14 protein-coding genes are annotated in these 15,192 nt (G+C 60.7%); 4 read left to right on the top strand and 10 right to left on the bottom strand.

Annotated features, from left to right (window positions below; all coding sequences use genetic code 11):
* Positions 1-12: 12 nt before the first annotated feature.
* Entirely contained in the window at positions 13-831 is an 819-nt protein-coding gene (locus ACT3UQ_RS01995; protein ID WP_096284712.1) for a type II CAAX endopeptidase family protein, read from the top strand.
* 174 nt (positions 832-1,005) lie between these two features.
* Here ACT3UQ_RS01995 and ACT3UQ_RS01990 read toward each other — a convergent pair whose 3' ends face one another.
* The 5 genes from ACT3UQ_RS01990 to ACT3UQ_RS01970 form a co-directional block, all read right to left on the bottom strand.
* On the bottom strand, positions 1,006-2,241 hold the full coding sequence (locus ACT3UQ_RS01990) for a serine hydrolase domain-containing protein (protein WP_444636420.1): 1,236 nt from the start codon (positions 2,239-2,241) through the stop codon (positions 1,006-1,008).
* Between the two features lie 254 nt (positions 2,242-2,495).
* A complete protein-coding gene (gene era, locus ACT3UQ_RS01985; RefSeq protein ID WP_096284716.1) occupies positions 2,496-3,458 on the bottom strand; it encodes a GTPase Era in 963 nt (320 codons plus the stop codon).
* A complete protein-coding gene (locus tag ACT3UQ_RS01980; RefSeq protein ID WP_096284718.1) occupies positions 3,448-4,740 on the bottom strand; it encodes a hemolysin family protein in 1,293 nt (430 codons plus the stop codon). Before ACT3UQ_RS01980 ends, era begins: the two co-directional genes overlap by 11 nt.
* Positions 4,741-4,743: 3 nt before the next feature.
* Positions 4,744-5,217: an rRNA maturation RNase YbeY gene (gene ybeY / locus ACT3UQ_RS01975; RefSeq protein ID WP_096284720.1), complete on the bottom strand. Its 474-nt coding sequence runs from the start codon at positions 5,215-5,217 to the stop codon at positions 4,744-4,746.
* Positions 5,214-6,242, bottom strand: coding sequence for a PhoH family protein (locus ACT3UQ_RS01970; protein ID WP_096284722.1), 1,029 nt, complete (start codon positions 6,240-6,242; stop codon positions 5,214-5,216). Before ACT3UQ_RS01970 ends, ybeY begins: the two co-directional genes overlap by 4 nt.
* 398 nt (positions 6,243-6,640) lie before the next feature.
* On the opposite strand from ACT3UQ_RS01970, the gene ACT3UQ_RS01965 reads away from it, so the two are divergent.
* Positions 6,641-7,453 carry a GerMN domain-containing protein gene (locus ACT3UQ_RS01965; RefSeq protein ID WP_444636419.1) on the top strand — a complete coding sequence of 271 codons (813 nt, stop codon included), beginning with the start codon at positions 6,641-6,643 and terminating at the stop codon, positions 7,451-7,453.
* Between the two features lie 81 nt (positions 7,454-7,534).
* Here the strand turns inward: ACT3UQ_RS01965 and ACT3UQ_RS01960 are convergent, their stop codons facing one another.
* Genes ACT3UQ_RS01960 through hrcA form a run of 3 tightly spaced genes read right to left on the bottom strand, consistent with a single transcriptional unit; the run spans position 7,535 to position 10,500 of the window.
* On the bottom strand, positions 7,535-8,308 hold the full coding sequence (locus ACT3UQ_RS01960) for a 16S rRNA (uracil(1498)-N(3))-methyltransferase (RefSeq protein WP_096284726.1): 774 nt from the start codon (positions 8,306-8,308) through the stop codon (positions 7,535-7,537).
* A 2-nt stretch (positions 8,309-8,310) separates the two neighbouring features.
* Positions 8,311-9,435 carry a molecular chaperone DnaJ gene (gene dnaJ / locus ACT3UQ_RS01955; RefSeq protein ID WP_096284728.1) on the bottom strand — a complete coding sequence of 375 codons (1,125 nt, stop codon included), beginning with the start codon at positions 9,433-9,435 and terminating at the stop codon, positions 8,311-8,313.
* Between the two features lie 51 nt (positions 9,436-9,486).
* The gene (gene hrcA / locus ACT3UQ_RS01950; protein ID WP_096284730.1) at positions 9,487-10,500 is read right to left on the bottom strand and encodes a heat-inducible transcriptional repressor HrcA; all 1,014 of its coding nucleotides are present in this window, start codon (positions 10,498-10,500) and stop codon (positions 9,487-9,489) included.
* A gap of 125 nt (positions 10,501-10,625) precedes the next feature.
* On the opposite strand from hrcA, the gene ACT3UQ_RS01945 reads away from it, so the two are divergent.
* Positions 10,626-11,495 carry a DUF3097 domain-containing protein gene (locus ACT3UQ_RS01945; RefSeq protein ID WP_105552135.1) on the top strand — a complete coding sequence of 290 codons (870 nt, stop codon included), beginning with the start codon at positions 10,626-10,628 and terminating at the stop codon, positions 11,493-11,495.
* Between the two features lie 91 nt (positions 11,496-11,586).
* Complete coding sequence (locus ACT3UQ_RS01940; RefSeq protein ID WP_444636418.1) at positions 11,587-11,988, top strand: DUF4870 domain-containing protein; 402 nt, start codon at positions 11,587-11,589, stop codon at positions 11,986-11,988.
* 17 nt (positions 11,989-12,005) lie between these two features.
* On the opposite strand, the gene hemW is transcribed toward ACT3UQ_RS01940, so the two are convergent.
* Positions 12,006-13,235 (bottom strand): radical SAM family heme chaperone HemW, encoded by a 1,230-nt coding sequence (gene hemW, locus ACT3UQ_RS01935; protein ID WP_444636417.1) that lies wholly within the window; start codon positions 13,233-13,235, stop codon positions 12,006-12,008.
* Complete coding sequence (gene lepA / locus ACT3UQ_RS01930; RefSeq protein WP_096284738.1) at positions 13,236-15,080, bottom strand: translation elongation factor 4; 1,845 nt, start codon at positions 15,078-15,080, stop codon at positions 13,236-13,238.
* Between the last annotated feature and the right edge of the window lie 112 nt (positions 15,081-15,192).

Here is a 15,192-nt window from a genome sequence, read left to right as displayed (position 1 = left end):
CATGCTGGTGGTGTGAAGCTCACCCTAGATGATCCGCCCCGCACCGCGCTCAGCTGGAAATTGCTGCCGGCGGTACTGCTCTCGCTCTCCGGCGTGCTGCTCTTCGCCGTAGCCAATGACCCGGCGGGCTACACTACGCTCGTGCTCAGCGTGCTCACGGCAGCATTTATCGATCGCCAGCTCGCCCGCCACCTGGGACTGATCGCGGCGGGGCTGGCGATCATCAGCTTCGTTCCGCTCAATGCCGATTTGAGCATCGGGCACATGCTCCAGATGGGTGGTGCGCTCGGCATGGCCGTGCTGGTGCCCTGGCTGGTCTCACGGTTTGCCTACCGCGAGCAGATCATCAAATTTCCGGTGAACACCGGACGTAAATGGCCGTTGGCCGCCAAACTGTATCTGCTCGGCGTGGTAGCGCTGGGCTTCCTCATTTTACCGGTGTACCTGATCAGCACGGGGGTCTTCCAGAACTGGCCGGACGCCTCGGATCCGACCATCTTCTGGCGGCTCTTCCTCGGAGTGAACGCCGTGGGCATCTGGGATGAGCTGTTCTTCATCTGCACCACCTTCACGCTGCTGCGACGCCACTTCCCTGACTGGCTCGCCAATATCCTGCAGGCGGTGATCTTCTCTTCCTTCCTCTGGGAGATCGGCTACCAGGCTTGGGGTCCGCTTCTCACGTTCCCCTTCGCCCTGCTGCAGGGCTATACCTTCAAGCTGACCAAGTCGCTGACCTACGTCGTCTCGGTGCATTTGATCTTCGACTTCGTACTGTTCCTCGCGCTGGTGCACGCGCACAACCGTGACTGGCTGCCGATTTTCTTCTACTAGGTTCCGGGGCGCACGTGCAGTTTCAGGGCAGCGGGCTGGCCATAATCCGTGCCCTCGTCTTTGGCTGGTGGCAGCCTTCGGCCAATTGCCCGATCCGCGCACGAGCGCTGCACTGCTGCGCTGCGGCATCGCGGCCGAATCGCTGGCCAACCTGGGATCCCGTATCCCGGGCAGCTAGTTGCCGGCTGGTGCCGCCGAGGCAGGTGGTGCGGTGTTGGCCTCCACCAATAGCGCCGCGGAGATAGCGTCGAAGGCGCGCAGCGTGCGGGAGAGCTTGGCAGGTCCCTGCGGGGTCGGCCAGCTGGAGAGCTTCACCGCCACCACCTCGGCGGGCCGGTTGATGTAGACCATCTGCCCGTGGATGCCCAGGCAGAGCACCACTTCGTCGCCGGGGTACGGGAACCACATCTGGTTCCGGTACATCCCGCCGGGCATGAGGTTGTCCACCGGGCCGTCGGCAAAGGCGTCGCGGGAGTCCGGGGCGCCGGCCAGCGTTTGGGCGATCCATTCTTTCGAGAGCACCCGTTCGCCGCTCGGCGCGAGTCCGTCGTTCAGGAAGAGCGAGCCGAAACGGGCCATATCGCGCATCGTGGCGTTGATCCCGCCGTCGAATATTCCGGTGCCGAACTGGTCGACGCCGATGGTGGCATCCGATTCGGCGCCGAGTTTGCTCCAGAGCAGCTCGCTCAGCAAGGTGGCCATGGGCTTCTTGGCCGCGGACTCGCAGATCCAGCCGAGCATGTCGGTCTCGCAAGATCGGTACTCGAAGACCCCGCCGTGGGCGGTCTTGCGCACCAGGGTTCTCAGGTACGGGTACATGCCGGTGGGCCCCGGGGCCTTGAGCGCAGACCATCCGATGGCCTGTCCTAGCATCCGCACCCCGGCGCTGGGGTCCAGGTAGTTCTCGGAGAAATCGATGCCGGAACGCATATCCAGCAACTGGCGCACCCTGGCCCCGGCATAGCCGTTCTCGGCTACCTCCGGCAGGTAATCGGTCAAGCGCGCGTCGGAGTCAAGCACCCCGGAATCGATCAACGCTCCGGCCACCGCGCCGATCAGCGACTTGCTCATGGACATCAGCAGGTGCGGGGTGTCGGCCTTCATCTGGCCGAAGTACTGCTCGGCCAGCACCGTGCCGCGGTGCATGAACATCCACCCGTCGGTTTCGGCGGCGGCCATCACCGAGCCCACGCTCAGCGGCGCTTCTGAAGGGAATGCCGGGGCCAGCCTCACCGAGTCCAAGTCACGGTGTGCCGCGGGAAGCGGCGCCACCGTTCCTTCGCCCCGGGATATCAGTGCCGTGGGCAGGAAGTCGGCCATATGTTGGAAGGACCAGCGCAGGTTCTTGGGAAGCCGCCAGTTGTTCATGTTCACTCCGGCGGGGGTGTGCTCCTGCTGTGTGCCGTCCATATGCGTTCCCTATCGATTGCTGCGCGAATTATTATCTGGACATTACCATCGAGTAATCTTTCCTCCCCCGTTCATTTTCGCGCCGTGCCGAGAACTACGGAATATGAAGCCGACCCAGTGCATCCAACTCGTGTCGCGGAGCGCCGAACCCGCTATCCCGCAGGGTCAGATCACTGGGGCCGGTTAAAAGCCAACCCCCGGATCGCCTCTCGAGGAGAGGGGATCCGGGGGTGGGGTAATCTACCGGGCTGAGCTTAGAAGCCCAAGCGGCCGAGCTGCTTCGGGTCACGCTGCCAGTCCTTGGCAACCTTCACGTGCAGGTCCAAGAAGACCTTGGTGCCCAGCAGCTTCTCGATGCCCTGACGGGCGTTGGATCCCACCTCGCGCAGGCGTGAGCCGCCCTTGCCGATGATGATGGCCTTCTGGCTCGAGCGTTCCACGAAGAGCGAGACGTGGATGTCCACCAGCTGGTTGCCTTCGCTGCGGCCCTCGCGTGGGATCATCTCCTCGACGACCACGGCCAGGGAATGCGGCAGCTCATCGTGCACGCCTTCCAAGGCGGCCTCACGGATCAGTTCGGCGACCATCTTCAGCTCGGGCTCGTCGGTAAGCTCGCCATCCGGGTAGAGCGGCGGTCCCTTGGGCAGGTGCTGGACCAGTACGTTGGCAACCTCTTCGACCTGGAATTCCTTCACCGCGGACACCGGAATGATCGCTGCGAAGCCGTCTTCGCCGAAGCTCTCCACACCCAGTTCAGCGACGGACATCAATTGCGCGGCGAGCTGTTCGCGGTCGACCAGATCGGCCTTGGTCACCAGGGCGACAATCGGCTTGCGCTGCAGCTGGGCCAGCTGGGAGGCGATGAAACGGTCGCCGGGGCCGATCTTCTCATTGGCCGGCAAGCAGAAACCGATGGCATCGACCTCGGAAAGGGTCTGCGCGACGAGGTCGTTCAACCGCTGCCCCAAGAGGGTGCGCGGGCGGTGCAGGCCCGGGGTGTCGACCAGGATCAGCTGCGCGTCATCACGGTGCACGATCCCGCGGATGGTGTGCCGGGTGGTCTGCGGCTTGGCCGAGGTGATGGCCACCTTCTGGCCCACCAGCGCGTTGGTCAGCGTGGATTTGCCAGCATTCGGGCGCCCCACGAAGGAGGTGAAACCCGAACGGTAGTTCTCGGGCCAGCCGCTGGTGGCCAGCAATTTGTCTTTATCGCTCATCTGAGGATTCCTCGTCGTTCTCTTTATGATCGGATGCGTCCGTTTCCAGACGCTCTACATGGATTTTGCCGATGCGGTTGCGGCGGCCGGCCAGGGCCACCACGGTCAGGCGCAGACCGTAGACATCGGCGGTGGATCCGAGCACGGGCACGGATTCCAACGCCTTGGAGAGCAGGCCACCGACGGTGTCTACATCTTCATCATCGATGAACACATCAAAATGATCTGCGACGTCATCGATGGATACCGAGGCCATTGCGAAGAGCGAGCCATCGGGGTTTTCGATCAGCTCGGTGCGCGAGCGGTCATACTCGTCGTCGATCTCGCCGACGATCTCCTCGAGCAGGTCCTCCAGGGTGATCAGGCCCGCGGTGCCACCGTACTCGTCGATGACCACCGCCAGGTGAATTGCCTCTTGCTGCAGTTCCTGCAGGAGTTCTGCAGCGTTTTTCGACTCGGGGACGAAACGCACCGGACGGGAGAGATCCTCGAGGCGCTCGGCCTGCTGCAGGCCGTGGATCTCGGAGATCACATCCTTGAGGTAGATGATGCCCTGGATGTCATCGGTGTCTTCGCCGATCAGCGGGATCCTCGAATAGCCCGAAGCCATGAACAGTTCCAGCGCGCCGTTGATCGTATGTTCGCCGGTGAGCACCACCATGTCTGTGCGCGGCACCATGACCGCACGGACGTTGGTTTCCTCCAGATCCATCACCGAGGAGATCAATTCCGCGGACTCTTCGTCCAGGTCCTCTCCCTCGCTGGCACGGTCCACTATGTCGCGCAGGCGCTCCTTGCCGAGGTAGCCGTCTTCATCGTTTCCGGGCCCCGGGCTCATCGCGGTGCCGATGCTCGCCAGCCAGTTGGTGATCGGGCCGAGCAGCACCCGCAAGAGCCGGACCATCGGTGCGGTTGCGCGCACGACATTGCGCGCATTGGAGCGGCCATAGCGCCGCGGGGAGACACTGACCAGGACGAATCCGAGGGCCGCCATAACCATAGTCGCCACCAAGCCGACCATCCAGATATTATCAATCCAACGGGCCACCAGCAGCGCGACGGCCACCGCGGAGGCCGTCTCGAACCAGATACGCCAGAAGCGGATCGCCTGGGCGTGCGATTCGCTGTCGTCCAGGATATGGCTTATCGCTTTGGAATTCGACTCGATCCGCAACCGTTCGGCCGCATTGCGGGACAAGGCGTAAAAGGCGGAATCGGCGGCGGTGAGAATTGCGGCACTGGCCATGAAGGCCAACGCCACGACTAATAGGACTATGCCCACCGGCTATTCCACCGTTTCCTTCGGCGCCGGGCGCCCGGTGTAGCTCTCGAGCAGACGGCGCTGCAGACCGAACATTTCGGCCTTTTCGGCAGGCTCATCGTGGTCGAAGCCCATCAAATGCAGCATGCCGTGGGTGGTGAGCAGCAAGATCTCATCGTGGACCGGGTGCCCACCGGCCTTGGCCTGGGCCTCGGCGACGGTGGGGCAGATCACGATATCCCCGAGGATGCCGCTTTCCGACGGGGCCTTCTCCGACCCCGGACGCAACTCGTCCATCGGGAAGCTCATCACATCGGTGGGACCTTCCAGGTCCATCCACTCCACATGCAATTCGCTCATGGCCTCTTCGTCGATGAAGACGACGGAAACTTCCGTTTCCGGGTGAATGAACATCGCCTGGGTGATCGAGTCAGCGAGTTTCTGCACGTCCTGCAGATCCACTTCGTAGTCTGTTTCGTTATTTACTTCGACGCTCATGACTTGTGCCGTCCCCGGGATTGTGCTTTGCGCTGTTGGGTGTCCCAGCGATCGTACGCCGTGACGATATCTGCAATGAGGCGGTGGCGCACCACGTCGCCGGCATCCAGCCGGCACAGGGCGATGTCGTCGATACCCGCCAACACGTCGATCACCATGCGAAGCCCGGAGACCGAGTTACCGGGCAGATCCACCTGAGTGACATCGCCGGTGATGACCATCTTGGAGCCGAAGCCCAAACGAGTGAGGAACATTTTCATTTGTTCGCTGGTGGTGTTCTGCGCTTCGTCGAGAATCACGAAGGCATCGTTCAAGGTGCGCCCGCGCATGTACGCCAAGGGAGCGACCTCGATGGTGCCTGCCTCCAGCAACCGTGGAATGGTCTCCGGGTCGATCATGTCGTGCAGCGCATCATAGAGCGGACGCAGATAGGGATCGATTTTCTCCGTGAGGCTTCCGGGCAAAAAGCCCAGTTTCTCCCCGGCTTCTACGGCGGGACGAGTCAAGATGATGCGGCTGACTTCTTTCGCCTGCAAGGCTGCCACGGCCATAGCCATGGCCAGGAAAGTTTTGCCGGTACCGGCAGGACCCACGCCGAAGGTCACCGTGTTGTCTTCGATGGCGTCGACATAGCTTTTCTGATTCAGCGTTTTCGGCCGGATCGCGCGTCCCCGTCCGGAGAGAATCTTCAGCCCGAGGACGTCGGTGGGCGCATCGGCACCACCGGCGGAGAGCATCTTGATGATCTGCTCAATGGTGTCTGCGCTCATCCGGGAGCCGCGGCTGGCAAGTGCACGGGCCTCTTCGGTCACACGCTGAGCCTTGCGCACCTGCACGGGCTCGCCAACCAGGGTCAAGGAAGCGCCATTGGGGCGAAACTGCACCAGCGGGTAGGCGCCGGTCAGAATGCGCAACAATTCATCGCTTGGACCCAGCGTGGCAACCATGAGTTCGGGAGTGTCGAAGGTGATCGTCAATGACGCGGGGCCGGATTCGACCGGCATCTTGTTCTGTTCAACCTGCATGCAGTGCTTAGTGCCCCTTTGCTGAGCTTGGCAATGATTATTGTTCTTGTCCCCTACAGTCTATCTAGTTCAGCACGCTTAGGGGATAATTTCGCAGGTAGCTAGAGCACAAAAATCTGAAGTGATTCTAAAGCATCTGTGGTGGTAAAGGTATAGATTTGGTTACGAATCCTTCGTTAGACTCCTTTTTGTCGATCCCGGGCGCCATCATGTGCCAAACTATTTGAGCGCCAGAGCTGGTTTACAGCAAGGTGTCAAGTGAATAATCAACGGATTGGTAAGTAGTGCAAGGAAGAATTACGAGGTTGATCTCCAAGCGGGTAACCGTCACCGGAGTCTGTTTAACTCTCGTCGTAGCAGCTGGCTGCGGTCTTGCCTCGCGCGAAGAATCCCACGAAATGCCGATCAGTACTGCCGCGGGTACCGTGGGACTGCCTCCTGCCAACGATTCGGTGGAGCACCATTCCCCGATCGACAGGCTCCCGATCTACTGGCTTGAAAATATGGACCTCGGGGTTTTCCTCTACCGCGAGTACGCCACAAAAAACGCCACTGGCGAGCCGATCGGCGATTCAATCTCCTACCTGCTCAACGAAAAGCCGGCCAATGCCGAGTGGTACACGCATCTGAAGCCTTCGGGTGAAGTTGGCGTGTCCATGAACCAGGACAATGTGATCACCCTGGACCTACCGGAGAAGGTCTTCAGCGCAAAGCTTGATCGTGGCCTTTCCGAACGCACAATTCAGCAGCTGGTGTTCACCGCCACCGCCGCCGCGTCCAATGCAGGCCTCCTCGTTGGCTCGCTGCCACCGAAAGTGAGAATTCTGGTTGACGGCCGGGCCAACGCCACGGTCTTCGGCGACTTGCGACTGGCGGACTCCTACGACCGCGATGCCTCATTCATGGCCCCGATTTGGATTATCGACCCGCAATACGGGTCGACCCGCAAGGCCGGTCAGATCCAGTTCAATGCTCGCGCCTCGAAGTTCAGCGACGGCATCTATTACAGCTTGGAGAGCAAGGACAAGTCGGGAAAGCTCACCGTGCTCACCGCCGAGGAGCCAATCCCGGAAGATAAGGTCAATCCCGATGGCTCCTTTGATTTCACCAAGCAGCTGAGCGTAGGCGCCTACAAACTCACCTTCTGGGGCAGGGAATCCGGATCCGAAGAAAAGATCGCCTCGGTATCCAGCGAGTTCACCATTAAATAGGCTGCGAATATTCGCTACCAATTGAAAAGTTCCGCAGGCCGTCGGCCTACGGAACTTCTTAATTGCTGAACCTTTCGGCGGCTACAGTTCTCCGAGCAGATGCCGAACCAGAACGAGGGCTGCCGGCCCGGCCGTCGAAGCACGCAGCACGTGCTCGCCTAAGAGCGCGGCCTTGGCACCAGCGCCGACAAACTGATCGAGCTCCGCGTCGCTGATCCCGCCTTCGGGGCCCACTACCAACGTCACCCCCGCATGTGCCGGGGCCGAATCGAGCCACGACCGGGTTTCCTCGGCCACCGAGCATTTAGCTGATTCATGCAGGATCAGAACCAGCTCGCCCTGGGCAGCAAGCTGCGCGATCTGTCCGGCCAGAGCCTTGGACCCGAGCGGGTCCAAGACCTTTGGTTCGAAGGCGCGGCGTGACTGCTTCTGTGCCGAACGCACCTGCGAACGCCATTTAGCTAAGGCCTTTTCGGCCTTCGGCCCATTCCAACGCACAATCGATCGATCGGCCTGCCAGGGGCGGACCGTGAAAATTCCCAGTTCCACCGCCGATTCCACGGCCTGTAGATCCCGGTCGCCCTTGGCCAGCGCCTGCACCAGGCCGACCGGGTGGACCGGCGGCGCTTCTTCGATGCGTTCCACCACGGTCACGCTGAGCAGGTCCTTGGCCGCGGCACTGACCTTGACTCGCAACCGGAGCCCGGTGCCGTCGAGCAAGTCCAGCTCCTCGCCGGGCGCCACACGCTTGACCGCAACCGCATGGTGGGCCTCGGGCCCGGTGAGCTCCAAGCTGTCCCCCACCATGGCCTCAGCTGCTTGCTGAGCGTCGATCACGAAGCTGTGATTGCTCATGCTCAGCGTTGGTTCAACTTGTCACGCAGTCGCGAGAACATTCCACCGGACTGTTCGACGCGGCCGGCGGTCATCTCTTCGCCACGCAATGCCGCCAGCTGCTCGAGCAGCTCACGCTGTGCGGCGTCCAGCTTCGTCGGAGTCTCCACCTGCAGGTGCACCACGATGTCGCCACGCTTGCCACCGCGCAGGCGCGGCACACCCAGCCCTGGCAGAGTGATGGTGTCCCCGTCCTGGGCGCCCGATTCCACGGTGATCTGCTGTTCACCATCGAAGGTTTCCAGCTTCAGCTCGCAACCGAGGGCGGCGCCGGTCATTGGGATGGCCATCTTCGCGTGCAAGTCGGTCTGCGCGCGTTCGAAGACCTTGTGGCGGCGTACGTCGATTTCGACGAAGAGGTTTCCGTTCGGGCCACCGCCGGGACCGGCTTCGCCCTGTCCGCGCAGCTGGATACGAGTGCCGGCATCGACACCGGCCGGAATGTTCAGCGACTTCGAGACGTGCTCGCGCACGCGTCCCTCGCCATTGCATTCATTGCATGGATCCGGAATGGTCGTGCCAAAGCCACGGCAGGCCGGGCAAGTTTCCACGGTCATCATCTGGCCGAGGAAGGAACGCACCGGACGCTGGATCTGGCCCGCACCGCGGCAGGTTTCGCAGGTAACCGGGCTGGTGCCGGGCCGGCAGCAAGAGCCTTCACAGACCTTGCAGGTGACGGCCGTTTCCATCTCGAGCGGGTATACGGTGCCCTTGACAGCGTCGACCAAATCGATGGTGATGGTGATCAGCGCGTCGCGGCCGGCCTGCGTGCGCGAGGCCGGCCCTTGGGCTTGCCCGCCGCCGAAGAACTGTTCGAAGATGTCGCCGAAGCCACCGAAGTTCTGGCCTCCGCCGCCGAATCCCTGCTGGCCGTTGCCGTTCAGGTCGCCGGTGGCGTCGAAGTTGGCGCGCTTCTTTTCGTCGGAAAGGACTTCGTAGGCTCGTGTGACGAGCTTGAACTGCTCGGCTGCCCCCTCGCCTGGGTTGACATCGGGGTGCAGCTTGCGCGCCAGCTTGCGGTAGGCGCTCTTGATTTCCTGCGGGGTCGCGTCCTGGGCAACACCCAGCGTCTCGTAATGCGAGCTCACGATATTCGCCGTGTCCTTTCGTAAAAATATAAAACGTTGTTGCTGACGAAACTAGTTCGTCAAAATCTTTGACAGGTAACGGGCAACCGCCCGGACCGAAGACATGGAGGTTGGATAATTCATCCGCGTCGGACCGAGCACTCCAAGCTTGTTCCTGGTGTCCGAGCCATAGGTTGTCGCGATGACCGTTGCGTCGGAAAGCTGCCCGTAATGGTGCTCGGTGCCAATGGCTACCGCCACGCCCCGAGAGTCCGCTTCCAACTCGGAGAACAGCTTCAGCAGCACCACCTGCTCTTCAAGCGCTTCGAGCACCGGGGTGAGCGTCAGCGGGAAATCTCCCACCGAACGGGCAAGGTTCGCGGTCCCCGCCATCACGATGCGCTGGGTGTTAGCCGCACGTGCCATCTCCTGCAAGGAACCGAGCACCGTCATGAACAGCGTATCTTCCAGAAGCTGGAGCGGAATTGATTCGGTGGTCAGCGAACCTACGAGATCTGCCAACTGCCGACCGCCAAAGGCCTTGAGCACGCCTTGCTTCATACCCTGCAGTTCGTCGTCGCTATACGCCCTGGAAGTGCCGATCATCCGCTGGTCGACGGTGCCATTGGAGGCAATCATGACCATCAATACCTGGGATGAGCCAAGTCCGACTAGGTCCAGATTGCGCAGCGATGCGGTGTCATAGTGCGGCACCTGGATCAACGCCACCTGATTCGTCAAACGTGCCAGCAAGCGCACGGTGCTATGCAAGACTTCATCTAAATCCTGGGAATTATCCAAGATTTTGTTGATGGCCTCGCGCTCCGCCCGAGACAACGGCTTAAGCTCGCCGATCTGGTCAACGAATCGGCGATAGCCTTTTTCCGTGGGTATTCTTCCCGAGGAGGTGTGCGGGGCAGCGATGAGCCCCTCTTCTTCCAGCAAGGCCATATCATTGCGAATCGTGGCAGCAGAAACTCCCAGGTTATGCCGATCAAGCAAAGCCTTTGAACCTACCGGTTCATGCGACTGGACGTAGTCCTCCACAATGGCGCGTAAAACGTCCAGACGTCGAAACTCGCTCACGTCAACACCTCCTATGAACTCCGGCAAGGATTTGGCACTCTAACCTATCAAGTGCCAAGTCTAATACCTACATCGGTTGCTAGCATTGGATTTCGAGCGTATTCGATCACAGCGAAAGGCAGTACGTGACCAATTACTCCTGGGGAGCCCACGACCTCAGTGCACCTGCACCGAAAAAACTGCGTCAAGTTCCGATATCAATGGGCCTACTACTCGAAGACGTGGACAGCGGTTGGGTCGGCGAAGTGGTGCGTACCGAGAAGTCCGGAGGAATGCGGGTGATCGTTTTAGAAGACCGGCGGGGCAAGACCCGCTCTTTCCAAGCGGGCTTCGGCTTCCTGCTCGAAGGCGAGCCGGTGGAGATCGTTGAGCCACAAGCCAAGGCATTGGCGCCAAAGACCATGGTTTCAGCTTCCGGTTCCCGGGCGGTCACCGGTTTGAAGGCCCGCGAGGCACGCGCCAGCCGGATCTGGGTCGAAGGCAAGCACGATGCCGAACTGGTGGAGAAGGTCTGGGGCCATGACCTGCGCGTGGAAGGCATCGTCGTGGAGCCCCTGCATGGTGTCGACGATCTAGCCGGGGCCATTCGCGCTTTCAACCCCTCGCCCGAACGGCGCCTGGGAATCTTGGTTGACCACCTGATTGCGGGCACCAAGGAAGAACGTATCGTGAAGGAAGCGATGGCGGTCCCCGGTGCGGCGAATCATGTCCTGATTCTTGGTCACCCGTATGTCGATGTGTGGCAGGCGGTGAAGCCGGCAGCACTTAATATTGAGAAGTGGCCGGTGATCCCCCGTGGAACCGATTGGAAAACCGGAATATTACGCGCGTTCGGCTGGCCGCATTCAACTGCCGAGGACATCGGGCTGGGTTGGCAGCGCATCCTTTCCCGAGTTGACCACTACGCACAGCTTGAACCGCAGCTGCTGGGTAAGGTCGAGGAGCTCATCGATTTTCTAACCAGCGAAGATTACGGTTTCCTAACGATTGACTAATAGTTGGATTTTTAGGGCGGGTTGTCCTCTACGTCGCTAGATCCTCGATAGAATCAGATCGACCACCCACTGCTAAACAAGGAAGCGCCACGTGACTGCACGCAAGACCGTACCGCCGGAAAATTCACGTTTCGAAGGTTCCAAGGTCTCGGCTTTGCCCTTGACTCCTTCCGAGGATCGCCAATGGGCCATGATGTCGCATTTCGGCGCGGTACTAGGATGCATTCCCGCGGCCATCATCTTCGCCGTGTACCGCGACCGCGGACCTTTTACCTCGCAGGAGTCAAAAGAAGCCTTCAACTTCACGTTTCCGCTGACCATTTTGGCCATCGTGCTGAACGTGCTCACCCTGATTCCCGGGTTTGGCTGGGCGTTCGCGGTAGCCACCGTGGCGCTCTGGGTCTATATGACGCTGATGGGCGCCCGTGCAGCCATCCAGGCTAACAAGGGACGCCCATACCGCTACGCATTCAACCTGCGGCTAATGAAGTAATAATCCTTGCTGAAACTTTAGAAGTCCAACAGTTCCCGCACTACAAGGTCGGCCAAGAGCCGACCGCGTTGCGTTAACACGATAGTTCCGGCGAAGGCCGACTGCGGTTCGATCAGCTCGTCGGCGATGAGTCCGGCAACTGCCCGACGGCCATGCTCATCCAATTCGGCGATCGGCATGCCGCTGCCCAACCGGGTCAGCAGCATCGTGCGCTCCAGCTTGACTGCCTCGGCATCGGGGAACTCGCGGCCGTGGCCCGGGGAAATCCCGCCGTCGATCCGCTGCTGGTAGGCCGAAGGATGCTTCACATTCCACCAGCGCAGGCCACCAACATGCGAGTGGGCCCCCGGTCCGGCGCCCCACCAGTCTCCGCCTTGCCAGTAAGCGACGTTATGCCGACAAGCATGCCCTTCGCCCTTGGCCCAATTGCTGACTTCGTACCAGTGGAAGCCAGCGGCCGCGAACATTTCATCGGCCAGCTGATACTTTTCGGCATGATCGTCGTCGTCGATGTTCGGCACCTGTCCGCGGCGAATCTGCGCCGCGAGCTTGGTGCCCTCTTCGATAATCAGCGCGTAGGCCGAAATATGATCCGGCTCGTAGCTCAGGGCCGCTTCCACGCTGGTGCGCCAATCCTCCAAGGACTCCCCCGGAGTCCCATAAATCAGATCGACGCTCACCTCGAGTCCGACTTCGCGAGCCCACCGGACCACCTGCGGCACGCCCTTGGGATCGTGGGTTCGCTCCAGCACCGCCAGCACATGTGGCACCGCCGACTGCATGCCAAAGGACACGCGGGTGAACCCGCCGTCCTTGAGCTCTTGCAGGCTCTCACGGGTCACCGAGTCCGGGTTCGCCTCGGTCGTGATCTCGGCTCCGGGCTTTAGCCCGAATTCGCTGTTGATGCGTGCCAGCACCGACACCAGGTCGCTGGCCGGCAGCAGGGTCGGGGTGCCGCCACCGAAGAACACGGTTTCAATTTCACGATGCGGCAAGCCGGACTTGTCCATCACTTGGCGAGCGAAGCTGATTTCCTGGCTGACGGTGGCCGCATAGCTGGCTTGGCTCGCCCCGGAACCAAGTTCCTTTGCGGTGTAGGTGTTGAAGTCGCAGTATCCGCAGCGCACCGTGCAGAACGGAATATGTACATAAAAGGACATGGTCCGCTCCTGCGCATTGTGTGAACACAATGCGGGGAGCAGACCATCGGCCGGAGCCGGATCGCCATCAGGCAAAACTGAGGGCATTTACTTCTTTTTCTCTTCGCCGGTGGACAACGCGGCGATGAAGGCTTCCTGGGGAACCTCCACGCGGCCGACCATCTTCATTCGCTTCTTACCGGCCTTCTGCTTTTCCAGCAGCTTGCGCTTGCGGCTGATATCGCCGCCATAGCACTTGGCCAGCACATCCTTGCGGATGGCGCGAATGGACTCGCGGGCGATGATGCGCGAACCGATGGCAGCCTGAATCGGCACCTCGAACTGCTGGCGTGGAATCAGTTCACGCAGCTTGCCGGTCATCATCACGCCGTATGAGTACGCCTTGTCGCGGTGGGTGATCGCGCTAAACGCGTCCACCTGCTCACCCTGCAGTAGAATATCGACCTTGACCAGGTCTGCAACCTGACTTCCGTCGGCCTTCCAGTCCAAGGATGCGTAACCACGCGTACGTGACTTCAGATGGTCGAAGAAATCGAAAACGATCTCGGCCAGCGGCAGCGTGTAGCGCATTTCTACGCGTTCTTCGCTGAGGTAATCCATACCGCGCAAGGTGCCGCGACGTCCCTGGCACAATTCCATGACCGAGCCGATGAATTCGGATGGAGCGAGAATAGTTGCCGAGACCAGTGGTTCGTGAACCTCGAGGATCTTGCCTTCGGGGAACTCCGAGGGGTTGGTCACGGTGGTCAACTGCTTGTCTTCGCCCATGACCTCATAGACCACGTTCGGAGCGGTAGAAATCAGGTCGAGGTTGAACTCGGCCTCCAAACGCTCACGGGTGATTTCCAGGTGCAAGAGCCCCAAGAAGCCAACGCGGAACCCGAAGCCCAAAGCGACGGAAGTCTCCGGCTCGTACACCAGGGCGGCGTCGTTGAGCTGAAGCTTATCCAAAGCATCGCGCAGCGCCGGGTAATCAGTACCGTCCATCGGGTAAAGTCCCGAGAACACCATCGGCTTCGGATCTTCGTATCCGCCGAGGGACTCAGCGGCAGGCTTCAGGCTATTGGTGACAGTGTCTCCGACCTTGGACTGGCGTACATCCTTCACACCGGTGATCAGGTAGCCGACCTCACCCACGCCCAGTCCCTTGCTTGGAACCGGGTTAGGCGCGGAGACGCCAATTTCGAGCAGTTCGTGCGTGCTGCCGGTGGACATCATCTGGACGCGTTCGCGCGGACGCAACATGCCGTCGACGACACGAACGTAGGTGACCACACCGCGGTAGGTGTCATAGACGGAGTCGAAGATCATGGCCCGTGCAGGAGCATCGGCCACGCCAACGGGCGGCGGAAGCTGCTTGATGACCTCATCCAGGAGAGCCTCAACGCCCTGGCCGGTCTTACCTGAAACCTTCAAGACGTCATCGGGATCGCAACCGATGAGGTTTGCCAGCTCTTCGGCATACTTCTCCGGCTGCGCGTTTGGCAGATCGATCTTGTTGAGCACCGGAATGATGTTCAGATCGCTCTCGATGGCCAGGTAGAGGTTCGCCAGGGTCTGTGCTTCGATGCCCTGTGCTGCGTCAACGAGCAGGACCGCGCCTTCACAGGCCGCCAGGGAACGGGAAACCTCATAGGTGAAGTCAACGTGGCCAGGCGTGTCGATCATGTTCAGCGCGTAGGTCACGCCATCGACTTCCCAAGGCATACGGACAGCCTGGGACTTGATGGTGATACCGCGTTCACGTTCGATATCCATGCGGTCCAGGTACTGGGCCTTCATGTCGCGTGCGGAGACCACGCCGGTGGATTGCAGCATGCGGTCGGCCAAGGTGGATTTACCGTGGTCGATATGGGCAATGATGCAGAAGTTACGGATGAGCGACGGATCGGTCGCGGCTGGCACCTGGGCGGTGCGGGCCAATGGAGACACCTAAACAGACCTCATTTGCAAACTAAGAATAGACGCGGAATTAGGCTCCATTCTGTCATGATTTACGCGTCACTACCTATTTGGTACCGCGCGCCCTGATAGTTTGTCGATC

The sequence above is a fragment of the Glutamicibacter sp. AOP12-B1-11 genome, assembly GCF_052379245.1.
GTDB lineage: Bacteria > Actinomycetota > Actinomycetes > Actinomycetales > Micrococcaceae > Glutamicibacter.
This window is presented reverse-complemented; position numbering and strand designations above follow the sequence as displayed.

What these genes read in the sequence shown, in the direction of transcription:
- ACT3UQ_RS01970 (WP_096284722.1), bottom strand. Translation starts at nt 6,242, where the DNA reads ATGCAGGTTGAACAGAACAAGATGCCGGTCGAATCCGGCCCCGCGTCA.
- era (WP_096284716.1), bottom strand. Translation starts at nt 3,458, where the DNA reads ATGAGCGATAAAGACAAATTGCTGGCCACCAGCGGCTGGCCCGAGAAC.
- hemW (WP_444636417.1), bottom strand. Translation starts at nt 13,235, where the DNA reads ATGCCCTCAGTTTTGCCTGATGGCGATCCGGCTCCGGCCGATGGTCTG.
- ACT3UQ_RS01960 (WP_096284726.1), bottom strand. Translation starts at nt 8,308, where the DNA reads ATGAGCAATCACAGCTTCGTGATCGACGCTCAGCAAGCAGCTGAGGCC.
- ACT3UQ_RS01965 (WP_444636419.1), top strand. Translation starts at nt 6,641, where the DNA reads ATGCCGATCAGTACTGCCGCGGGTACCGTGGGACTGCCTCCTGCCAAC.
- ybeY (WP_096284720.1), bottom strand. Translation starts at nt 5,217, where the DNA reads ATGAGCGTCGAAGTAAATAACGAAACAGACTACGAAGTGGATCTGCAG.
- ACT3UQ_RS01990 (WP_444636420.1), bottom strand. Translation starts at nt 2,241, where the DNA reads ATGGACGGCACACAGCAGGAGCACACCCCCGCCGGAGTGAACATGAAC.